The following is a 22766-nucleotide window of genomic DNA, read 5'->3' as shown; positions in this document are numbered from 1 at the left end:
GGCCTATGGCTATCGTGATACTGCATACTTCTTTCTGAAAATTCGGTCAGTCTTCCCCGGAGATCCGAGATGAACCTTTTTTATTTTAGGGGAACATTGATAAAACGCACTGTTAAAATAAAACCAATACCTCTAATTGTACGAGGTTGGCTATAACCTTGTACTTAAAGTTTTAAGTTGTCACGTTTAGTATGGGTATTATTGATATAAACAAACCCAAGTATAAGTTTGTATACTTGGGTTTATTTTATTATTCGCAAGGTAATTTTAAAGTTGAATTATTTAGTAGTAGATGTTTATCAGCGGTTCTGGTGCGATTAATACTCCTCCACATCGTGATTTACACCAAATAAGTCCTTCTTGTACTTTAAAACCACCAAAAAGCTCACGGGCACTATTTGTCGCTTGGTGAATATCATCAAACTCACCAATTTGTATATTGATACATTGACCTATGTTATCGGAGACTGCTTTTCCTTTCTCATTGAGGAATATAGCAATGTAATTCATGCTGCAACCTTGATCTTGTTTGATAATGTTCTTACCACATATTTGCACCATTCTGAATCGGCATGCAGTAGGTTTATCTTACGGTCGATAGCGAGTTGAGTTAAAGGATCAGCATCAATTCTGGCCATCGTTAATTCAGATACTTTTTTCGATATTTCATTATGCATGTTGATGAAATATTGCGGATCACCCAAGACGAGCCTAGAGTTAGCTTCATCTTGTTTAATTTTTACTTTAGCTTCTTGAAGCTTTTGACTACTCACAACAAGTTCGCCTTCGTGGGTAATGGAGTATATTTTCTTGTCAGGTTTATTTGTTTGATTCACTTCTTCACAAGTGAGAAAACCTTTGTTTTTGAGTTTCAACAAAGTTCTATATATTTGTTGATGTGATGTTTTCCAAGGTGATTTATTTATTTTCTTTGTCAGTTCATAGCCAGTAGATGCATTTTCCAATAAATTGGCCAAAACGACGACTTCAAGATTGCCTATCATGATATCTCTTCTAAATTGTTGGTTGGTTCGAATTGTAATTATGATTATGTGGTTGGTATGTCTAGCCGTAACTTAATATATGTACTCAGATTTTGGGTATTACTTTGCTGTATAAGCAGAACACTGTAAGATCATTGATTTCTTAATGAAGAACAGTTCGCAGCCTCCGAAGGGGATACTGCGAACATAGTCCAACTGGCTCAGTATCTTCCTCGCCAGCCATTGGTATATTTCAATCGGTTTTTATCCCACCCCCATAACTGCGGCATATTGTCGCTGCTCCAAGCGTCAAATTGAGCTTTTAGCCTAGCAACTTGCTCAGGGTTGGTATCCGCGACGTTTTTACGTTCACTGATATCATCGCTGATATGGAACAATTCATAGGGTGCATTTTTATCTGCAAGGTTGGGCATTACCAGCTTCCAGTTCTCATCGCGAATAGCCGCTTGATTAGGCATATGCCAGTAGAGGAAACGGTTATCGAGGTGCTCTGTTTCACCTGTTAGCACTGGCAATAAATTCACACCGTCAAGCTGCATCTCCTTTGAGGTTTGTACTCCAGCGGCAGCCAAGGCGGTAGGCAGAATATCTAAAGAGATAATAGGATCGCTGATGGTGCGGCCTGCGGGAATGGTGCCTTTCCAAGTCACGCTGAACGGGATTCTGATCCCACCATCCCAAACTTGTCCTTTTTCACTTCTAAGCGGATGGTTGTAGGACTCGTTGCCATGCTTGCCGAGGAATTTGCCACCATTGTCAGAGAGGAAAATGATCAGTGTCTCTTCCATTAATTGGTGCTCTTCCAGCTTAGCGATGATCCGGCCGACGTTATGATCCATGTTGTAGTTCATTGCTACGGCAAGTCTTCGTTTTGGGTTCTCGATATGGCTAAAGCGTTGTAAGTCTTCATCTAATGCTTGTTGTGGGCCATGAATAGCATTGAATGGTACGTACAGGAAGAAAGGTTGATCCTTATTGGTTTCAATAAAGTTGACTACTTCATCACCAAACTTATCGGTAAGGTACTGATCAAAGGGAGGAACTAGTTGATCATTATGATAGATTGAAGAAAAAGGCGCATTCTTGCTGTTCTCTTCATTGCGGGCCCCGACAAAGTAATCGGCTGCCCCATTATTGAAGCCAAAAAACTCATCAAAACCACGGTTGTGTGGCCAGAATTGCTTGGCATCACCGTCATGCCATTTTCCAATTATGGCTGTCTTGTAGCCAGCACCTTGCAAATAGTGGCCAATGGTTGGAATATTGGCAGGGACGCCCTGCTCAATATCTTGTTCTAAGATATACGGTCCGACATTATCATGTGCACCGAAGCGTTGTTGATAGCGTCCTGTTAGCATTCCTGCCCGTGAAGGGCCGCAGACCGGTGCGGTAACATAACCTGCTTCAAAGATAACACCATCTTCGGCTAACCTGTCGAGGTTCGGTGTTTTTGACATCTTTGCTTTGGTTTTGGAATCCGGTATCTGCATACCCCAAGTCGTCAGCAAAGATAAGAAGGACATTGGGTTTCTTGCCTGCAGTATTTTCAGTCTGGTTTGTTGCGACACAAGGCGCGGACATCATGGCAAGCGATGCTGCAACTGGCCAAATGGGGGAGAATTTCCGTTTTTTGAGTTTGGATGACATCATCTTCCTATCCTTGTGTATGTGCCGTTAACCTCATGAACTTTACATATGTGATGTAACGTTTCTACCGTTTTTATGGCGTATTTCAATTATTTTTCAGTGAAATTAAAGCTTCAATGACTTAATTTCAAAGATTTAAGTCTATAAGGTGTAATTTGTTATGAACTGTACAGCACAATTTTACCTCCATCAATTGAAACGTTTCAATTTGTGATCATTTTCAAACCATCGGTGCTAGATGCTGGATTCCTAGGACAGTATGGCGCGCAAGATTTTTGAGTGATGAAGCATCAAAACCTGATGCATTGCGAGTGTTTTATTGCTAAATTGATAAATTGTTATCTGATGGTGTGTAAGACGTTTTTGATAACTTTCGATTTTGTGAGCGTATGTGCTATTTCCGTTTAATCTGTTGTTTTGTCTTGAAATATTTTCACTTATAAGTTGGCCTTCTCCAAATAAAAAGCGAAGTTCATTAGTCGAACTATTGTTGGTCTGCATAAGTCTATTTACGTTATTAATTCAATCAATATTTCACTTTTTTATTATTTAACTTGTACAGGTCATTTTACGACAATTGTTTTTTTGTTGGTAAAGTTGCAAGCTAGATAACAAATATTGTGCTTGTCGCTAGATCATATTTGAGTAGTCAGTAGTATTCCCCTCGTCGATAAATTTGCTTTTTATTATAAGTTGTATGGCTATCAATATTATTAAACGATGTGTCGTGATGGGTATCGCTTCTGCGCTGTTAACTGGTTGTGTAGGCAGTAATGTGGCTACCACTAAGTTAATGGAATATAACGTAAAAGCAGTAGATAACCGATATGCCCGTGGTGGCTTGAATATGGCGATGTCGCCATTGTATGCGGTAACTGTAGGGGCGGATTACTTGGTGTTGAACTCATTGGAGTTTTGGACTGGTGAGAACCCAATTAGCGGCCAGCCTCATATCTTTGATACAGAGACTGAAACGTGGTTGGATGTCAATAGCAGTATTGACGAGTCGTTACATTCAGCCCCAATAAAATTAAGTACATCTGAATAAAATCGACACCTACAATATCTAGATGATTAATATTTAAAAATAATCAGATTATTGAAGATGGTTATTGTCGGTTCTTTTGGAATAATAAAATAGTACTCTTAGGTCCTTTTGCCCTTACATATTATGTAAGGGCTTTTTTTATTTAACATTCTAAATCTTTTACAAAGTTGCGAACGAAATAAGCAATATAGTGAGGTGAAAGCAAATTAAACCTATCAATTTACGACATCTTGAGCGGAAAAGAGCTCGACGTCATGAGGCCAGTGACAAGCTTTTTAGGTACTGAGTCGGGGTCTGCTTGAGGTGCTTCTTCATTGCCCGCGAGAAGTTGGACGGGTCTGAATAATTGAGTTTTTCTGCCACCTCTTGAATACTGTGCCCTTGTTGGAGCAACAGCATTGATTTTTCTATCTTCTTCTGGTTGAAGTAGTCCCTGAATGACGTGTTATGCTGGATGAATAATCGTTGCAGTGTTCGTTCCGATACCCCAAAGAGATGGGCCACGAAATCGATGCCAAAATGCTCCTCTTGCCAGAAAGTATCAACCACACTTTTTACCCTTGCCATTGCGCATCCGAGCCTTTGGTCGGGATGGCGTTTAAAGGGTTGTAAGTCAGCCACATTCAAGCTGACCGGTATGTAGCTGCATTCCGCGCCATAAAAGACTTTTTTATTAGCAGTTTGACCAACAATCTTGGCTTTAGGAACGCTTTGGTGGTCGAAGGCCAGATAGCTAGGCTGCCAGGATGCGCCCAACTGATCCTTCAATAGCTTGATGATCAGGAAGGTCGTGAACTCATTGGCATGTTCGTAGCTCTTGTCGGTCGCCTTGAGCGAGCTCTGATGGCAAATCCTTAGCTCACCATTGAGGTATTCAAACCACAACTTGAAGTGAGACCCCTGCAGGTGCTGGAATGAGATCAAGCTATCAAGGAAATCAGTCAATCCTTCGCTGCTGGCTAGGTGCTGCTGGAACTGTGGATGAAGGGCTTGGTTGTTTACATACTGTGCGGCATAGTAGCCAATATCAGTATGCCCCGTTGTTTTAGAGGCTGAATCGACAATCAGGCTGACGACATGTGAAGGCAGGTACAATGTTGGTGTTGTCAGCGTCTTCTTATCAATGCGCAAGCGCTTTAGCAGCGGTGATGGATCGCGGCCATTTTCATCGAGAAACTGTAGAAATGGCGAACTAAGCGCAGCTCGGCAAACGGGTAGAGAACACATGATCCATTGAGGTGGTGAATGATGCTGGCACTGTATGCTAAATCACCTTGAAGGTAACTGAATGGTGCATGGAATAGTTTGCGGCTCCAGTGTCTTGAGGTAAGCAGTGTCGGAAAAGGCTTACCCATCGGTTTAATCACTGCTGTGAGCTGTAGGCCGACAGCCATGGTAATATCATCGACTTCGAACAAAGGAATAAGTGTAGTAAGAAATGCTAGGCTGGAGACAAGGAGCTTGGCAATCGGCGATAGGTGACGCTCAAAATTATTTATTAGAACTATTTTAGCCCATAGCCCAAGAAAAAATTATGAATATCCCAACACACATCATTGATAAAGTCGCTCAGTCACTTGGTGCCGAAGCTGTCGATAACGTTGAGCATATCCAAAGCCTTTGGAGTGGCTATGGAGAACTGGTGAGGCTGTATTTGGCCGGGGGCAATATGCCTTCTGTGATTGTGAAATATATCCTGCTGCCAAGCTCCGAAGTACAGTCACCTGATCATCCCAGAGGATGGAACACTTCGCGTTCTCACCAGCGAAAATTGGACTCTTACCAGGTTGAAGTGAACTGGTATCGACATTATGCCAATCATTGCCAGGCGCCGGTGCCTGAGTGCTTGCTAGTAGAGCAGCATGACAATGAGATTTCTAGTAGAGCAGCATGACAATGAGATTTTGTTGGTGTTGGAAGATTTAGCCCTATCGGGATATACCCAAGTACACAAAAGTATCGAGCAGCCTTCGCTTCTGGCCTGTTTACGCTGGTTGGCCCAGTTCCATGCCCAGTACATGGTTCATGACCAGTATATGGTTCAAGCTCAGTTCATTACTAAAGGGAAGGCATCCAATACCCATGCACAAGGGCTTTGGCTAACGGGTACCTATTGGCATTTGGCTACCCGTCCGGATGAGTTAGCTGTGCTTGAGGACCAAGCACTCAAAGCCGCTGCTGAGCGTTTAGATAGCACGCTAGCACATAGCCGATACCAGACACTGGTGCATGGTGATGCCAAACTGGCTAATTTCTGTTTCACAAAGGAGGGTAGTGAAGTGGCTGCCGTTGATTTTCAGTATGTCGGTGGCGGCTGTGGCATGAAAGATGTCATCCTGTTCCTGAGCAGCGTGCTCGATTTCAACGAGAGTGTGGCCAATAACGAAGCTAAGGTTCAAGGCTATCTAGACGAGTACTTTGCTGCGCTGAAACAGGCATTGCAAGAATACCAGCCAGATATAGACGGCAACGATGTCGAGCAGCAATGGCGGCCAATGTATTGCGTCGCCTGGGCTGATTTCCAGCGGTTTATGAAAGGCTGGTGCCCCGATCATTGGAAAATCAATGCCTATAGCGAGAGCCTTACCCAACAAGCACTACAAAGCTTGGGAGCCTGGGTTGGTAAGTAACTATTGGCACAAAGTACCGAGGATGAGTTTTCTAGGTTCATCATTCTAGTTTATTGCTTCACTATGCGTTGTATCCCTCATAACGACGCAAAATGGAGTCTTTAGTGGTTACTCAGTCAACGACAAAGCGCTTTAAGCATTTTTACGCCTCCGATCTAAGAGGGATCGGACAACTGGCCACGCAAGCGACAATGAGTGCAACACGGATCGCAGAGGGGGTCCACCAGTCAGTCTGGCGAACAATGGGCGTTCCGGGGGGAGAAACCCCGGAGAAAACCCGAGGGCTGACAGGGTTTGTTTATAAAAATATCTACAAAATTACCGAATTACTGGGTAATGGGATCGATAAAGCCTTAGAAATAAAGCAGCCTTGGCTTGAGTCTTTCGATGAAGGTAAAAAGGAGACTCTTGAACGTATTTCAATGCTGTCGGCCCTTAATGGTGTGATGGGGGATAGGTTGGTTGAGCAAGGTAATCAATTTGCGATCCCAATGACTTTTTATTACCAGCAAGAGCCGTTGTCTTTAGACGATTTACACGCCGACCAAATTCCACAAGCCACTTCGAAAGTACTGCTGATGATCCATGGGCTGTGCATGAATGATCGCCTCTGGCGAGGGGAGCATAACGGGGAGGAGGTTGATCATGGCCAGCACTTGTCTTCCTCGCTTGGCTATACCCCTGTTTATCTTCGTTATAATACCGGGCTGCATACGTCGCAAAATGGCAGGCAATTATCTGACTTGCTGGAGCAACTTGTAAAAAATTGGCCTGTCCCCGTAGAAGAGCTCTCAATTATTGCCCATAGCATGGGCGGGTTAGTGTCGAGAAGTGCCGTGCATTATGGCCAAGCTCAGGAAGCGTTATGGCCCAATGCTGTGAAAAAAATGGTATTTCTTGGGACTCCTCACCATGGAGCACCACTGGAGCGTTTGGGAAATAAGTTGGGTGTTATTTTGAGTAAAACACCTTATACTGCCCCGTTTAATTTACTAAGCAACTTGCGTAGTTCAGGGATCACCGACCTTCGTTACGGCTATGTCGTTGATGAAGATTGGCAAGGTACTGATCGTTTCCAAAACAAGCCTGACGAGCGGTCTGGGGTGCCTTTACCAAGTGACATCGACTGTTTCACTATCGCTGCCACAACGGCGAGTAGAAGAAGTTTGTTAGCTGAAAGACTGGTTGGCGATGGTCTCGTTCCACTAAATAGTGCGTTGGGGTATCACTCGGTTGACGAGCGACACCTTATGTTTGCCGAGACATCCCAGAAAGTATTTTATGAAATGAACCACAACCAGTTGCTCAGCGACCCGCAGGTCACCCAGCAACTTGAAATGTGGTTGCGCTAAGTCCTAGTTGGCTTTACTTCCTATCAGCAGGGTGATGGCAATGCTCACCAATACTAAGCCAAGGATTGGCGCTAGAACCGCCAGTGGCGCACGTTCAATGTAAGGCAGGCTTTCGGCAATCAATAACCCCCATTCTGGATGAGGTGGCTTTGCGCCTAAACCAATGAAGCTCAATGCCGTCAGGCTTAAGGTGATTGGCGGAAAACGCATGACCGTGTGCTTTAGTAACGGCGGTAAAATATAGGGAAGTTGATATTGCCTCAACATTCGCCAACGACCTACACCCCATAGCGGCGCTAACCGGATATGTGGCTGTGCCCTAGCCTCAACCAACAGGCTGGAACAATGGGAAGCCAACGGCGCCCATGATACCAAGACCACCGCAATCAAGGCGCTGTTGGGATGCATACCTGAAAGGCCGGCAACCAGCAGACCCGCGACGATATACGGCGTTCCTTTCGTCACTTCAATCAAGCCTTGGCTGAGCTTGGTGTTGAAACCCATGATAAGTCCAACCAGTAAGCTGAGGATTGTCGCTAGCACACCCATGCTAAGGGTGGAGAGCATCCCTTGTCCTACTCGGGCCAACAAGTCACGGCCAACAGCATCAGAACCTAATGGCGCTGTAAAACTTGGCGAGATCAAGCGGGCAAACTGGCTGGTGTAGGGATCACGCATTTCTGCCCACAAGGCAAACCCAATTAACAAGATGAAGATTGAAGCACTGACCACACGTTTTGCACCACTTTTGGTAAAGCCGAGTGGTGAGTTACTGCTGATCAACTTGCCACTTTTCAACCCTTGCCCTAGCCACAGATGCTGGAAAAGGATGGTCAAACTACTGATAGCTATCGACAGAACCAGAAGGAACAGCAAACCACCTTGTAAGGTGGGTAGGTCCTGCGCAGCTGTTGCCCCCAGCGTCAGTCGGCCAATTCCCGGGATAGAGAATATGTGTTCGACAGTAACCGCCCCGCCAGTCAGGCCAATGACGATCATCGCTATCTGAGGCAATAGGTTAGTCAGCGCACGGCGCAGCGCATAGCGGCCAATATGTACTGAACTAATATTGGCACTGAGCCAGGTGATAACCCAAGGCTCATCCAACACCCGACGCAGGCTATCGTTGAGCAACTTGGTAAACAGGCCTGTTGCCGGCAGTGCCAGTGCAAGGCTCGGTAACCAGATGTTTTGCCAACCCTGCCAGCCATAAGGCGGCAATAAATTGAGCCAAATGGCAAAAAACAATATCAGCAAGGTGGCTATCACGTACTCAGGCAGCGTGATGAGTACCGTACTGATACTGCCATTGAGCTTATCCAGTCGGTTCCGTCGCCATTGCCACATGGTGTGCTGGACACTGATAGCACAGAACAACAAGGTTAGGCCAAATGCACAACCCATCAACAGTAACGAGGTACCAGCGGCACTCATGATTGATTCACTGACAGGACTGCCGTCAATCCAGGAGACACCGAGGTCACCCTGAAATAATGAGGTGAGCCAGTCCCAAAGCCGCTCCAAGCTAGTTCGGTGCAGTCCCAGATCTTGGCGTACTGCTTCTAAGGCCTCAGGTGTCATCATACGCTGTTGCCCCGAACGGGCACGCAGAATCGCCTGGGTAGGATCAATGCCGGCAATGTCCGGCAGTAAGCCAACAAGCACGACCATGGCCGACAGCGCACCTGCGCGTGACAGCCATGGTAGCGAGCGATTTAGCATAGGAGAACCTGATAGGTTGGCTAATCGCATTTTGCTTAGTTCACATCCGTAAATTCAGTGACCAGCAGGCGTTCGCGTGGGTCACGCTCTGCATTTTGAACGCGCAGGCTTTCGCCTTGGATAACACGTTCGTGCAGCAGAGGGATCGCTGCGTATTGGCCAAGAATCATCTGTTCAGCTGCAATGGTCGCTTTCTGGCGAGCTTCACCTAGCGGCTGAAGATCAGCATGGGTCAGCGCCTTATCCACTTCTTCTGAACAGAATTGGCCCAAGTTGAATGATCCTTCACAGCCGAAATCACTCATCATGTAAGCGACTGGGTCTCCTGAATCGAGTACCGTGGCACGCGATAGCATGAAGATATCAAAGTTACCGGCAAGGGCATCATTTTCGATCTGGGCGTACTCACGGATATCCAGCTCTACATTAAAGCCTGCACTTTCAAGTTGCTGCTTAACCAGTACCGCAACCTCCGGAAGCTCTGCTCGGTCGGTAAAAGTACCTAGGACAATTTTCTCGCCATTGGCCTTGCCTTGCTCAAGTGCTGACGCGTCAGGGCGAAGTGGGGCTGCCCAAGCCAGAGCTGGACCTAACAGGCCTTCTGCTTTGTCCGCACGATTTTCGTAAACCGTTTTGATGATCTGTTCACGGTCAATCGCTGCGGCAGCAATTTTACGCATTTCAAGCTGGCTGAATACTTCAGACGAGTTGTTTAGGTAAAGCGTATTGGTGCGAGGCATGCTGACTTCGTGCAGCAGTTCAGGGTCAATCATTGCTAGCTGGGAAACAGGCACGGCTTCCACGACGTCTGCTTTGCCGGTGCGCAGTGCAGCGGCACGGGCAAAACCGTCCGGCACATACTCAGCAGTAACACGCGCGACTTTCGCCTTCTCACCCCAGTAATCATCAAAACGTTCTAGTTTGGCGCTGGTCGCACCGTTAATCTCGGTCAGGATGAATGGGCCACTACCGGTACGGGTTGGGTTTACGCGGCCATCGTCTTGGTAGGCACTTGCGGCAAGGATAGAAAGCTGCGGGCTAGAAAGGCGGCTTGGCAGAAGTGGGTCGTTAAACTCGGTTTTAATTTCTACACGCATGTCATCCAAGGCACGTACTTGCCATTCGATGCCGTCGATAATACGTGGCTTCGGTGCTGCCGCGAAGGCCTTCTCTAGAGAATTAACGACAGTTACGGCTGTCAGTTTGCTGCCATCATGGAAGGTGACACCATCACGGAGTGTAAATTGCCAAGTGAGATCATCAACCTGTTTCCACTCAGTCGCGAGTTTTGGTAAAGCTTCCGCTTGTGGGTTCAACTCAACAAGCGTCTCAGCTGTTCTCCAACGAGAAAGTTTGAACGCATCATCAGATAACGGCGAAAGGCCAGTACGTGGAGGCTGCATCATAGCAAGATGAATTTCAGCGCCTTCGCTCTCGGCTGTGTTTTCTGTTGATGAGTCGAAACAACCACTCAGGGCTAGCATTAGGCCAGCGGCAACAGTGGTTTTAAGCAGGTTTGAGGGCATGATAATGTCCTTGATAATCATAGTTAGCTCGCAATAGCTTGCGATGGAAATTGCATATCTATCAGCGATTGGCTGGTAGGGTGGGTTGGGTTGTCAAAAATCTCAGTAGCAGTGCCGTATTCAACGGCTTGGCCTTTATCTAGCACTAAGATCTCATCACATAATTCTTTGGCCGCGCTCAGGTCATGGGTAACCAGTAGTAGCCGCATATCTCTTTGTTTCTGCAAGTGACTTAGCAGATCAAGAATGTACTGGCGGCTGACAGGGTCAAGACTGCTGGTGGGCTCATCGGCGACTAAAACACAAGGCTCAACAACGAGAGCCCTGGCAATTGCAACCCGCTGGGCTTGGCCCAGAGAAAGTTGGTTTGATTTATGCTCAAGCAGGTCGGCACTCAGGTTGACATCTGCGAGCGCCTTAAGCAGACGCTGCTCACAGCCCTCAGTCAAACCGACGCAATGTTGTGGTTCGGTCAGGATTTCCCTCACGGTGTAGTGAGGGTTAAGGCTGGTGTGCGGCTCTTGCGGGATAAGCTGGATATGGCGGCACAACTGTTGGCGCTGTTGCGCTGAGATCTGTGAAAGGGGGTGTTCGCAAAGATAAACTTCGCCCTCACTGATCTGGCGTAGGCCAAACAGCAATTCAATCAGGGTGGATTTGCCTGCTCCTGATGGACCAACAACCGCAAGGCTTTGCTGATCAATATCCAAATTCAGTTTGTTTAGTGCGACAAAGGGCTTTCCACCTAACCAGCGCGGTCTTGAGTAATGATGCACACTGACATTGTCGAAACGAAGTTGGGCTGAGCCCCTGTTGTGATGATGCATGTGTGCTCCTATACCATCAGCTGGCGTAGCTGGTGGCAAAATGGGTGCTGGCTTTCTAGTAGAGCTTGTTGTGGTTTGCCGTAGGCAATCATTTGCCCCTCATCAATCACCACGAGCTTGTCGCAAGCTAGTGCACTGTGCAGGTCATGGGTGATCAAGACACCCGCAATCCCTTGTTGTTTGATGCTGCTGCGCAGCAAGTCGAGGATTTCCCGCTCGGTCACAGGATCCAAGGCGCTGGTGGGTTCATCGGCGATCAAGACAGGGGCGCTGCCAAGCAGTGCCATGGCAATACAAATGCGCTGGCGCTGCCCGCCCGAAAGCTGGCTTGGATAGTGCTTGAGGATTTGTTCTGGCTGATCAAAACCAAGCTGGATAAGCAAAGGGCAGATTGTTTCTTTATCCGTCCCTTTTTTTGATTTCCCGGCATTGAGCGCCAGGCTTAACTGGGTACCGATACGGGCTAGAGGGTTCAGTGCCTGAAGGGGATCCTGGAAGATGACTGCTGCACGTTGCTCAGGAGTACGATTGAGCAATGCAATTTGCGCAACCTCATTGCCTGTAATGCGGATCTCCCCTTGCGGTCGGATACCCTTGGGAAGAAAACCTGCAATGGCCTTCGACATCATGGATTTACCGATACCTGATGGCCCCATAACCGCCAATATTTCTCCGGCATTCACTTCAAAGGTGATGTTTTGAAACAGAGAACCCTTTTCATGATTAAGGCTCAACTGGTTGACGGTAAGTAGTGGTGCGGTCATCTGGCTATCGAACCATTAGTGTTATGTTATAAAGTAACAATGGTATTCATTTTTATCTGTATGACAAGAGGTAATTTTGAATAAAAAGAAGTGTTTTTGCGGGTAGAAAAGCGCTTTTATGCACTTTTTTTGCTAGTTATTTGGTGTTTTATAAAATCATCTGCACGGCGAAAAACAGTAGGAAATGTCAGGTTGTTATGGTAATAATTCTCATTTCCTGCTGGTTTCGGCAAAAAGTTCGCTTTACCAAGGCTAAAAATCGGCTTTCCTATCTCATTAACAGGCGACATTTTGCGCTCTTGGGACGGTCCAAACACGTCCCTACAATTTGTATCTGAACGATTAAAATCATGGCGTTAACAAACAAAGATTATTACAAGATTGCAATTCCATTCATTATTTCGACGGTGACCCAGCCTTTGCTTGGTGCTGTCGATACGGCGGTTATTGGCCGTTTAGGAATTGCTGAGCTTATTGGCGGTGTTGCTATCGGTACCGTTATCATGAATACCCTGTACTGGCTGTTTGGCTTTTTTCGTGTGAGCACCACCGGTCAGAGTGCGATTGCCATGGGTAAGAGTTGCAATGAAGCCAAGGCCAGCAGCTTGCTGCGGCCTTTTGTTTTGTCTGGGCTCGTCGGTTTGATTTTTATTTTGACCCAATCGCTAATTTGGCAAGGGGCACTATGGGTTATAGAGCCGGTAGCGGATGTGGCTGTTCACGCTAAGACTTACTTTGATATCTTGATCTTCGGTGCACCTTTGGTGCTGCTCAACTACACCGTGATTGGGTGGTTGATGGGGCAGGCTAAGGTGAAGGAAGTTCTGTTTACCCAGGTCTTCGGTAATGTGCTTAACATCATCCTCGATGCGATTTTTGTTCTTTGGTTCGATTTCGGTGTCGCCAGTGTTGCGTTTGCCAGCTTGATTGCCCAAGCGACGACCTTTGCAATTGGCATGGTGTTGGTATTTAAATCGAGTGACTTTTCCTTATGGCAGTACCTTGGCTTGGCCCGAATGAGCAAGGCAGATCTAAAGACGATTATCTCATCGAATTCTGATTTGATGCTGCGTACCGTGTGTATTTTGATTTTCTTCAATATGATGGCTAGAACCGGCTCTCGTCTTGGTGCTGATGTTCTGGCGACCAATGCCATCCTGATGCAAGTGACCTTTATCGTCGGTTATATGTTTGATGGCGTGGCGAATGCATCGAGTGTCTTTTCCGGTAAGGCAGTGGGTGAAAAGAACCCTAGGTTGCTTAAAGATGTACTGCGGCTCAACTTCCAATGGACGACATGGTTTGTGGTGGTGATGACGGCCTTTATTGCCTTGTTTAAAAATGACTTGGTGTTGCTGTTTACCCAGATCCCGACGATTATTGCATTGTTCGAAGATATGTCAGCTTGGCTATTGCTGTTCCCACTGGTGGCAGGCTATGGTTTGACGGTGTACGGTATTTTTACTGGCACAGGCACCACTCGCCCGGTGCGTAATTCAAGTATTGCGACTTTATTGGTGTTCCTTTTGGTTGCCTACTTTGCTGTTGAGGCAATGGGTAATCATGGCCTTTGGCTAGCCTTTACGCTGTTTTATGTCGGCCGTTTTGCTTTTTTGTACCCTTCCATATCCCAAGTGAAAAAAAAGTGTTTGTGATTTAGTAGGGTTAAAAATTGTTAAGAGGCAGGTATACCTTAACTGTTCGCTTTAACATTTCCTGCTGCCATGACGCTGTATCGATCCTCCTTGTTTCCCCATTGCTAGCCTAGGGAAAGGGAGGGTTGGTCAGTAATCAAATCTTTGCCTACTTTATTATCGAGCCGCTTACCTTTTGATGAAGTGTATTTGGGCAAATTGCCCGGTTGAAAACCAACGCACATGATTTTACTTTGGTGCCTGGCTTGTGCTTTGTTGCATATCGCCATATCACGGAATAAGTAAAAATTCGTGTCAGGGTGGTGACTATTATCCTTATTGTATTACAATATCACCAATTGATTTATACGAACCCCCATACACTTTCATTGATATAAGAGAGTTAGCATGAGCAACCAAAAGTCTCTTGATGCGATCAGGAAGATGAAGCTGGAAAACGATACTTCAGCTGGTAACCTTGTAGACCTACTCCCTATCGAAGTACAAAAGCGTGACTTCGACCTTTCTTTTCTAGATAACTTGAGCGAAGAGCGTCCTCGTCTTCTGGTTCAAGCTAAAGATCTAGCAGATTTTAAAGCGAAGGTGCAGGCTGACGAGTCATACTGCATGTTCGACGACTTCTGGAACAACTCTACCGTTAAGTTCCTAGACACAGAACCTTACGCAGAGCCACAGCCTTACCCAGAAGAAACTGTAGGTAAAGCGTCGCTATGGCGTCCTTACTGGCGTCAAATGTACGTTGACTGCCAGATGGCTCTTAACGCAACACGTAACCTGGCCATTGCCGGTATCGTGAAAGAAGACGAAGAGCTGATTGCAAAAGCTAAAGCTTGGACTCTGAAGCTTTCTACTTACGATCCAGAAGGTGTGACTTCTCGTGGTTACAACGATGAAGCAGCATTCCGTGTCATCGCAGCAATGGCTTGGGGTTACGACTGGCTACACGCTCACTTCACAGACGAAGAGCGCCAGCAAGTTCAAGATGCGCTGATTGAGCGTCTAGACGAAATCATGCACCACCTGAAAGTAACGGTTGATCTACTGAACAACCCACTGAACAGCCACGGTGTTCGTTCTATCTCTTCTGCGATCATCCCAACTTGTATTGCGCTATACCATGACCACCCGAAAGCGGGCGAGTACATTGCTTACGCACTAGAGTACTACGCAGTACACTACCCGCCATGGGGCGGTGAAGACGGTGGTTGGGCTGAAGGTCCGGACTACTGGAACACCCAAACTGCATTCCTGGGCGAAGCATTCGATCTGCTGAAAGCTTACTGTGGCGTAGATATGTTCAACAAGACATTCTACGAAAACACTGGCGACTTCCCGCTTTACTGTATGCCTGTTCACTCTAAGCGTGCGAGCTTCTGTGACCAGTCTTCAATCGGTGATTTCCCAGGCCTGAAACTGGCTTACAACATCAAACACTACGCAGGTGTTAACCAGAAGCCTGAGTACGTTTGGTACTACAACCAGCTTAAAGGCCGTGATACTGAAGCGCACACCAAGTTCTACAACTTCGGTTGGTGGGACTTCGGCTACGACGATCTTCGCTTCAACATCTTATGGGATGCACCAGAAGAGAAAGCACCGTCTAACGATCCACTGCTGAAAGTGTTCCCAATCACAGGTTGGGCAGCGTTCCACAACAAGATGACTGAGCGTGATAACCACATCCATATGGTATTCAAGTGTTCACCATTTGGTTCTATCTCTCACTCACACGGTGATCAGAACGCATTCACTCTACACGCATTCGGTGAGACCCTAGCAGCTATCACTGGCTACTACGGTGGCTTCGGTGTAGACATGCATACGAAATGGCGTCGTCAGACGTTCTCGAAGAACCTACCTCTATTCGGCGGTAAGGGGCAGTACGGCGAGAACAAAAACACTGGTTACGAAAACCACCAAGACCGCTTCTGTATCGAAGCTGGCGGCCAGATCACTGACTACGACACTGAGTCTGATGTGAAAATGGTTGAAGGTGATGCGACGGCTTCTTACCAGTATTTCGTACCTGAAATCGAGTCTTACAAGCGTAAGATCTGGTTCGTACAGGGCAAAGTATTCGTGATGCAGGACAAGGCGACGCTTTCTGAAGAGAAAGACATGACTTGGCTAATGCACACCACTTTTGCAAACGAAGTGGCTGATAAGTCGTTCACTATCCGTGGTGAGAAAGCGCACCTAGACGTGAACTTCATCAACGAGTCTGCAGACAACATCCTTTCTGTGAAGAATGTTGAAGGCTTCGGCGACGTTGACCCATACGAGTACAAGGATCTGGACATCCACCGTCACGTAGAAGTTGAGTTCGGCGCGGCTAAAGAGCACAACATCCTAACGTTGCTTGTTCCTAACAAGAACAACGGCGAACAGGTTGAGGTGTCTCACAAGCTTGAAGGCAATACGCTAATACTGACTGTTGACGGCGAAACGGTAACTATCGAGCTGTAATCGGCCGAACAGTTTAAGCCTGTTCAAACCACAGTAAAAGGCCCTAGGTTTTTAAACCTAGGGCCTTTTTGTTATCAATCTGAATAAGTTCCAGGTTGGTATTACGCAGGAAGTCGAGCAGGAAAACCAGTTTGATCTCGATAGTGAGCATATACCCAAGTAAATCTCGCTGAACCAGTACCTTGAGGTTACTTGGGTACATAAATATGTCCAAATGTTAAATTGATTAGCGCATCACAGATTTTTTTAGTTAGTGATAGGGGCACATTAAAAACTGAAAATACTCACCATGAGTCTTTTGGGAACAGTATTCTTCGCTTAACTACTAAAAATAAAGGGCTTTTCTGCAGCTAAGAACAATATCGAAATGGATGTGGTTTCATATAAATAAAACCTAACCGTTTTTGCATGAATGGTAACAGTTGAATTGCACTGTAACACTTTTGACATGGTTATAAACACTCAAGTTAATAGACAATATAGCGAGGCTCCGGACGTCAGTTCGGTGCCTTTTTTTTAGCATTTTTTAAGTGCAATGTTTAATGAGCAAGCAAGGATGCTTACTGGTAAATAAGTTTAATTACCGCTTTTTTTGGGGCGGTTTTATTTGGAGTTTTGATGGAAAACTTATCCTATCTAGTGGCTTTCAATCACTTGTTTTTCTCCATGGTCGCTGTGGTTATCATGGTTTTACTCGCTCGTACCGTTGTTGCGGGCACTAAGTACTCAGCAGTATTGATGATCGTTGTCTTCGGTCTGCTAATGGGTACGCTATTTGTGGAAAGTGGGCTTGCTCAACCTGGCTTGGGTGATTTCCCGGTTATTGTGTTGCTAGGCCAGACCACAGTCATTGCGCTGATTGCCTCATTCTTCGTAGGTGGACAGGAAATCCGCCGCTTGTTGATGAAGCAGCTGGGCAGTGTCGAGAGCTTGGTTGAACCGGGTAAACATGAAGTTTTTGTCGGTACAACAAGTACGCAGCTGGTGTATGTGATCCGTGCATTTGTGCTGCTAATGAGTATCGAAATGGTTTCTGCGCTGATTTCTGGTCGCAGTGGATCTCACCCTCTTGGTGAGTCTTACATGGCACTAGCCTATGTAGGTATGACAATTTCTCTGATCCTTATTGATAGCAAGGCAAAAATTGCCAACAAGCGTAATTACCTAGTGCGTGGTGTGGTTGAAGTACTTGCTATCATTGCGGTATTGATTATTTCGCTACGTATTTCCCAGTTGGTATCGGGCTTTATCGGCCTGCCGCAGATTTTCTTTGCAATGGTACTGTCTTCGGGCCTAGGTATGGCAATGCCTAAGTGGAAGTTGGGTCCAACAATGAACGCGTTGCTGTTTGCCGGTATTCCTGTCGTACTTACCGGTAGCTTCTTGGTGGGTGGTTCTCACATGATGGAAGCGTTCAGCATCCCTGGTCTACAGAGCGTAATCGTATACGGTTTCGCTGGCCAGATGTTCTGGATGTTCGGTGGTCTGGCGATCCTTATCTTCCTCGCGAATGCTAACCACGTCCGTAACCTGGCTCCAGGTATGGCGGGTGGCCTATCGCACTCAGGTTTGACCGGCGCATGTACGGCGGGTGACCTTGGTGCAACGGCGGCAGGCCGTGCTCCAATCATGATTAACGTGCCTTTCCTTGGCCACATCTTTGTATTTACCATTTTGGCTGCAAGTGCAGAAAGCGGTGTGCTTCTGGTGCAATGGGTGCTACCTCTTGTCCTTATTGGCCTAGGCTGTGTTTACCTGGCAACCAAGAACTTGCGTAAGGCAAATGGTAACGATGAGATGGAAATCAAAGGTTTGATGCAGTTCTCATTCGGTTGGCAGATCACTGCTGTATTCGGTAGCTTTACCATCCTGCACTTCGCGGGTATGCCTATTGAGAATGCCTCTATGGCAGCCGCTTCTGGCCTGTCTCACTTTGGTTTGTTTGCAGCGACGCAGGGCGGTATGTTCGGTGCGGAAGCAGCTAGCATGATCACCTTTATCTTTGCGACGCCATTCCTGGTACACCCGTTGGTATTTGGCCTGTTTGGTAAAGCGGCAGAGAACAACGGCCCGATGGCGAGCAAAGCGGTAATGGCTGTATTTATCATCGGCTCCCTAGGTGTGCTTTTCTCAGCATTCTCAGTGTAACTACGCGAGTGACTTGTTTGGCTTGAACTTGTTTACCTTGTAACTTGTTCATATTGTAATTTAATTGCCAAGTAGCAGATTTAAGTCACCGCCAGCAGCTCTTTCCTTTGGGCTGGTGGCGGTGACTTTTTTGTGCCTGCAGTTTCTATTGGCTGTGCAGCTGTGCGATGGTTTGGCTCAACCACTGACAAAAACATTCAACAGCAGTTGTATTGTGCTGCCGGTAGAGGAAATAACCTGCCTGCGCCTTAATGGCGGGGTAGGGACTAATGAGCCGTTTTTGTTCAACCTCTTTCCCTAACAAAGCCTGCCTAGCTAGGGCGACGCCGAGACCTGCTTCTGCCGCTGCCATTGCCATATCAGTGCGGTTGAAATAATGCCCCTGCGGCAAATGGGAAAGTTTTAGCCCCATCGAATCAAACCAGCCCTGCCACTCCTGATCTTTCTGGGCCCCGTGCCATGGCATTGCATCATGAAGCAGAGTGACGTCATGCCATACGTTTTTTGATTGCCAATTGAAGTGTTGGTAATACGCCGGGCTCATGACTGGGACAAGGTGCTCTTCAAGCAACAGTTCACCGCCGTTGGCATTACCGCCGCTGGTATCACGGCCAAACTGGCAATAATCAATTACCAAGTCCACATCATCACACTTATGATCAACCAGTGCACCATCGGCAAAGGTTTGCACTTTAAGTTCAGGGTACTGGCGGTTGAAGTCATGGAGTTTTGGTACCAGCCATTTAAAGGCAAAAGACGGCGTGAGCTTGAGCCTGATTTCGGTACTGCTTTCCGGGGCTTTTAGCTCAGCTAACACTTGGTTAATTTGCCCAAGACTGAGTTCAACCACGTCAAACAACCGCTTGCCACTGTCGGTGAGGGTAAGCCCGCGAGAATGGCGGTGGAACAAGGTGACATCCAATCGCTGCTCTAGTTGCTTGATTTGTTGGCTGAGTGCACCCGTAGTTAGGTGCAGCTCTTGCGCTGCCTTGGTTAGGCTTTGGTGTTTGGCCACAACCGCAAAGGTGGTGAGGCCAGCGAATGTACTTGTTCTCACAGTAATCCTCGAGATGGTTAATTCACTGTGTTTAGTTTTTCTAAACGCAGCCCTTAAATATTATCGATTGTTAGCAGAATGTAAATAAAGGATTCTTGCTCGCACAATAATGCGGTCATAAATCCAGATTGGCTGGAATGATTTACGAGGATTCTGATGGAAGTCATTGTATTGGGAAGTGGTGTAGTTGGGTTGACCTCAGCGTGGTATCTGCGCCAAGCGGGTCATGATGTCACAGTTATTGACCGTCAGCCGCGCAGTGCCGAGGAAACCAGCTTTGCCAATGCCGGGCAAATCTCATATGGTTACTCATCGCCTTGGGCAGCGCCGGGCATTCCGGTCAAAGCCATGAAGTGGCTGCTGCAGGAGCACGCGCCACTGAAAATCAAGCCCTCGGTGTCGCCTGAGCTATACCTCTGGGCCAGCAAGATGTTGGCGAACTGCAATACTGCCCGCTATCAGGTCAATAAATCCCGTATGCTGCGAATTGCCAACTACAGCCGGGAGTGCCTGAAGCAACTGCGCAATGAATATGATCTGAATTACGAAGGACGCCAGCAGGGTACGCTGCAGGTGTTCCGCACTGATAAGCAGTTGGAAGCGGTCGCCAAAGATATTGAGTTGCTCTCTGAAAGTGGTACCCGTTTTCAGGAACTGGATGTGGCAGGGTGTGTTGCTGCTGAGCCTGCTTTGGCTGCAGTCAAAGATAAGTTGGTGGGGGGGCTGCGCCTGCCTGATGATGAAACCGGTGACTGTTACTTGTTCTGCCAGCAACTGACTGAGCTTGCGATACAAGCAGGTGTGAATTTTAAGTTTGATACTGAGATAACCAGACTGGAAGTCGACGATAACCGAATAAGCTCGGTACATACCCGTTGCGGTGAGTTCAAAGCGGATGCCTTTGTGGTGGCGATGGGAAGCTATTCGCCGCAGGTTTTATCCCAAGCTGGAATAGTGGTTCCGGTTTACCCAGTTAAGGGGTACTCACTCACCATGCCGGTTAAAAATGGCGATGCAGCCCCTATCTCGACAGTGATGGATGAGACCTACAAGGTAGCCATGACCCGATTTGATAACAGGATCCGTGTTGCGGGTACGGCAGAGTTAGCTGGGTTTGATTTGAACTTAGCCGAGAAACGTAAGGCAACCATTGCCATGGTGATTCAGGACCTATTCCCGCAAGGTGGCGAGATTGAAAAAGCAGAATACTGGACAGGCCTAAGGCCAATGACGCCAGATGGCACGCCGGTGATAGGCAAAACACCGATCAAGAATTTGTTCACCAACTCGGGCCACGGAACATTGGGCTGGACCATGGCATGCGGCTCGGGTAAGTTGCTGGCCGACATTATTAGTGGCTCAGAAACGGATATCGATACCACTGGCCTGGATGTTTACCGCTATATCCATTGATCTCCGCTTTGAAGCCGCTCGATTTGCGGCTTCATGCAATGTACTGCTCGTTAGCAATTGCCTTTTTTGGCCTGGCCCGGTGGACAGAAGCTGCCGTTGCCGTGGCTATGGTGGTCATCTTTGTTCGAGGCCTTGATGGTGACGCCGTCGACTTCCCCTTCAACATGGGTCAGTTGGCAGCCAGTTAGGGTCACTGAGGCAAATAGAGCTAGCAGTAAAGTGATTTTTTTCATCGTCAAAAGGGTTTAAGTAAAACTGGGGAAGGCACTGTATCTATATGGGGTGAGCGCTGTGTCAGCGGCAGGTCAATTTGGCAATTTGGCAATGGTTGCAAAGCGAGCTGGTAAAACCAGGCTCGCTTTGTATTACGTGAACGAGTAAATATCAGCCTTTCAGCCTAACTCATGCGGTTAAACATAAGGCACCTGCTGGGTAATACAGTGGATATTGCCCCCGCCCAATAAAATCTCCCGGGCATCGACGCCAGTGACCTTGTAGCCTGGGTAGAGGTCGTTGAGTAAGTCTTCCACTTCGGCATCCAGGTTGTCATCAAGCAGCGGATAGACAATCTGATCATTGGTGACGAGGTAGTTGGCATAAGAGCCCGCCAAGCGCTCGCCCGGTGTACGCTCCATCCCGTGGGACACATCGACACCACTGGCTTCATTTTCTGAGATGAACAAAGGCCCAGGCATCGGCAGTTTATGGACTTTGATTTTCCGGCCTTTGGCATCCGTCTGGGTTTCTAGTACATCCAGCGCCTGGCGCGAGATGTCATATTGTGGGTCATTCTCATCGTCACACCAAGTCAGCACCACCTCGCCAGGGCGGACGACATGAATTAGGTTATCGACATGGCCGTTCGTTTCGTCATTGTACAAACCGCTCGGGATCCAAATGACTTTCTCCACGGAGAGGTAATCGTAAAGGACTTGTTCGATGTCTTCTTTGGACAAGTCTGGGTTGCGGCTCGGGTGGAGCAAGCACTCTTCGGTGGTGTATAGGGTGCCTTCACCATCGACGTGGATTGAGCCGCCTTCTAGCACAATCGGAGCTCGGTAGCTGGCATCGCCATGGAATTCACACACTTTTTGTGCCACCGCGTCGTCTTTGTCCCAAGGAAAGTACAAACCATCGACCAAACCGCCCCAAGCGTTGAAATGCCAATCGACGCCGCGCCTATGGCCGTCTTTATCAACCACATAAGATGGTCCGATATCCCTCATCCATGAATCGTCAGTGCTCATTTCGACCAATCGGACGTGGTCTGGCAGCATCTGGCGGGCGTTTTCAAATTGCTGGGCACTGACCACCATATTGACTGGGGTTGACTGGGAGATAGCTTCCGCGACCTTGACGAAGGTTGTCTGTGCCGGCTTACCACCGAAGCGCCAGTTATCGGTGCGCTCGGGCCATGCCATCCAAACTGCTGCTTGAGGTTCATGTTCGCCCGGCATTCTGAAGCCGTCTTGTCTTGGTGTTGAATCAATTCGTTTGCTCATGGCTA

Annotated in this window: 19 protein-coding genes and 2 pseudogenes; 7 read left to right on the top strand and 14 right to left on the bottom strand. The window is 47.3% G+C overall.

The window, feature by feature from the left end; translation table 11 throughout:
• Positions 1 to 282: 282 nt before the first annotated feature.
• From R2X38_RS15690 to R2X38_RS15680, 3 genes are all read right to left on the bottom strand, one after another.
• Positions 283 to 510, bottom strand: coding sequence for a hypothetical protein (locus tag R2X38_RS15690; protein WP_317523253.1), 228 nt, complete (start codon positions 508 to 510; stop codon positions 283 to 285).
• The gene (locus R2X38_RS15685) at positions 507 to 1004 is read right to left on the bottom strand and encodes a PadR family transcriptional regulator (RefSeq protein ID WP_317523252.1); all 498 of its coding nucleotides are present in this window, start codon (positions 1002 to 1004) and stop codon (positions 507 to 509) included. The genes R2X38_RS15690 and R2X38_RS15685 overlap by 4 nt, the downstream gene beginning before the upstream one ends.
• A gap of 200 nt (positions 1005 to 1204) precedes the next feature.
• Entirely contained in the window at positions 1205 to 2527 is a 1323-nt protein-coding gene (locus R2X38_RS15680) for a sulfatase-like hydrolase/transferase (protein ID WP_317523251.1), read from the bottom strand.
• An 821-nt stretch (positions 2528 to 3348) separates the two neighbouring features.
• Between R2X38_RS15680 and R2X38_RS15675 the strand changes: the two are divergent.
• Positions 3349 to 3693 (top strand): annotated as a pseudogene (locus R2X38_RS15675) (DUF3332 family protein); the annotation flags it as partial.
• A 258-nt stretch (positions 3694 to 3951) separates the two neighbouring features.
• Here the strand turns inward: R2X38_RS15675 and R2X38_RS15670 are convergent.
• The gene (locus R2X38_RS15670; RefSeq protein ID WP_317523250.1) at positions 3952 to 4830 is read right to left on the bottom strand and encodes an AraC family transcriptional regulator; all 879 of its coding nucleotides are present in this window, start codon (positions 4828 to 4830) and stop codon (positions 3952 to 3954) included.
• A gap of 5 nt (positions 4831 to 4835) precedes the next feature.
• Positions 4836 to 5093, bottom strand: a complete 258-nt coding sequence (locus R2X38_RS15665) for a hypothetical protein (RefSeq protein WP_317523249.1) — start codon at positions 5091 to 5093, stop codon at positions 4836 to 4838.
• A gap of 140 nt (positions 5094 to 5233) precedes the next feature.
• Between R2X38_RS15665 and R2X38_RS15660 the strand changes: the two are divergent.
• Positions 5234 to 6329, top strand: a pseudogene (locus tag R2X38_RS15660) (aminoglycoside phosphotransferase family protein).
• Positions 6330 to 6433: 104 nt separating this feature from the next.
• On the top strand, positions 6434 to 7681 hold the full coding sequence (locus R2X38_RS15655) for an alpha/beta hydrolase (RefSeq protein WP_317523248.1): 1248 nt from the start codon (positions 6434 to 6436) through the stop codon (positions 7679 to 7681).
• A gap of 3 nt (positions 7682 to 7684) precedes the next feature.
• Here R2X38_RS15655 and R2X38_RS15650 read toward each other — a convergent pair whose 3' ends face one another.
• The 5 genes from R2X38_RS15650 to R2X38_RS15630 form a co-directional block, all read right to left on the bottom strand.
• Entirely contained in the window at positions 7685 to 9403 is a 1719-nt protein-coding gene (locus R2X38_RS15650; protein ID WP_317523247.1) for an ABC transporter permease subunit, read from the bottom strand.
• A 35-nt stretch (positions 9404 to 9438) separates the two neighbouring features.
• Positions 9439 to 10929, bottom strand: coding sequence for an ABC transporter substrate-binding protein (locus tag R2X38_RS15645; RefSeq protein WP_317523245.1), 1491 nt, complete (start codon positions 10927 to 10929; stop codon positions 9439 to 9441).
• A gap of 23 nt (positions 10930 to 10952) precedes the next feature.
• Positions 10953 to 11756: an ABC transporter ATP-binding protein gene (locus R2X38_RS15640; RefSeq protein ID WP_317523244.1), complete on the bottom strand. Its 804-nt coding sequence runs from the start codon at positions 11754 to 11756 to the stop codon at positions 10953 to 10955.
• A gap of 8 nt (positions 11757 to 11764) precedes the next feature.
• Positions 11765 to 12520, bottom strand: a complete 756-nt coding sequence (locus R2X38_RS15635; protein ID WP_317523243.1) for an ATP-binding cassette domain-containing protein — start codon at positions 12518 to 12520, stop codon at positions 11765 to 11767.
• A 116-nt stretch (positions 12521 to 12636) separates the two neighbouring features.
• Positions 12637 to 12810, bottom strand: a complete 174-nt coding sequence (locus R2X38_RS15630) for a hypothetical protein (RefSeq protein ID WP_317523241.1) — start codon at positions 12808 to 12810, stop codon at positions 12637 to 12639.
• A gap of 60 nt (positions 12811 to 12870) precedes the next feature.
• Here R2X38_RS15630 and R2X38_RS15625 point away from each other — a divergent pair, with 60 nt between their 5' ends.
• Both R2X38_RS15625 and R2X38_RS15620 read left to right on the top strand, forming a co-directional pair.
• On the top strand, positions 12871 to 14175 hold the full coding sequence (locus tag R2X38_RS15625; RefSeq protein ID WP_317523240.1) for an MATE family efflux transporter: 1305 nt from the start codon (positions 12871 to 12873) through the stop codon (positions 14173 to 14175).
• Between the two features lie 387 nt (positions 14176 to 14562).
• Positions 14563 to 16641, top strand: coding sequence for a DUF4962 domain-containing protein (locus tag R2X38_RS15620; protein WP_317523239.1), 2079 nt, complete (start codon positions 14563 to 14565; stop codon positions 16639 to 16641).
• 43 nt (positions 16642 to 16684) lie between these two features.
• Here R2X38_RS15620 and R2X38_RS15615 read toward each other — a convergent pair whose 3' ends face one another.
• Positions 16685 to 16843, bottom strand: a complete 159-nt coding sequence (locus R2X38_RS15615; protein WP_317523238.1) for a hypothetical protein — start codon at positions 16841 to 16843, stop codon at positions 16685 to 16687.
• A 416-nt stretch (positions 16844 to 17259) separates the two neighbouring features.
• Between R2X38_RS15615 and R2X38_RS15610 the strand changes: the two genes are divergently transcribed.
• Positions 17260 to 18789 (top strand): hypothetical protein, encoded by a 1530-nt coding sequence (locus R2X38_RS15610; RefSeq protein ID WP_317523237.1) that lies wholly within the window; start codon positions 17260 to 17262, stop codon positions 18787 to 18789.
• Positions 18790 to 18934: 145 nt separating this feature from the next.
• Here R2X38_RS15610 and R2X38_RS15605 read toward each other — a convergent pair whose 3' ends face one another.
• Positions 18935 to 19846, bottom strand: a complete 912-nt coding sequence (locus R2X38_RS15605; protein ID WP_317523236.1) for a LysR family transcriptional regulator — start codon at positions 19844 to 19846, stop codon at positions 18935 to 18937.
• Positions 19847 to 20002: 156 nt separating this feature from the next.
• On the opposite strand from R2X38_RS15605, the gene R2X38_RS15600 reads away from it, so the two are divergent.
• Entirely contained in the window at positions 20003 to 21259 is a 1257-nt protein-coding gene (locus R2X38_RS15600; protein ID WP_317523235.1) for a D-amino acid dehydrogenase, read from the top strand.
• 50 nt (positions 21260 to 21309) lie between these two features.
• Here the strand turns inward: R2X38_RS15600 and R2X38_RS15595 are convergent, their stop codons facing one another.
• Positions 21310 to 21492 carry a hypothetical protein gene (locus tag R2X38_RS15595; protein ID WP_317523234.1) on the bottom strand — a complete coding sequence of 61 codons (183 nt, stop codon included), beginning with the start codon at positions 21490 to 21492 and terminating at the stop codon, positions 21310 to 21312.
• Positions 21493 to 21669: 177 nt separating this feature from the next.
• On the bottom strand, positions 21670 to 22761 hold the full coding sequence (gene aguA / locus R2X38_RS15590; protein WP_317523233.1) for an agmatine deiminase: 1092 nt from the start codon (positions 22759 to 22761) through the stop codon (positions 21670 to 21672).
• Positions 22762 to 22766: the final 5 nt, after the last annotated feature.

Origin of the sequence: Photobacterium rosenbergii, from assembly GCF_033022775.1 — a bacterium.
Taxonomy (GTDB): Bacteria; Pseudomonadota; Gammaproteobacteria; order Enterobacterales; family Vibrionaceae; genus Photobacterium; species Photobacterium rosenbergii_A.
This window is presented reverse-complemented; position numbering and strand designations above follow the sequence as displayed.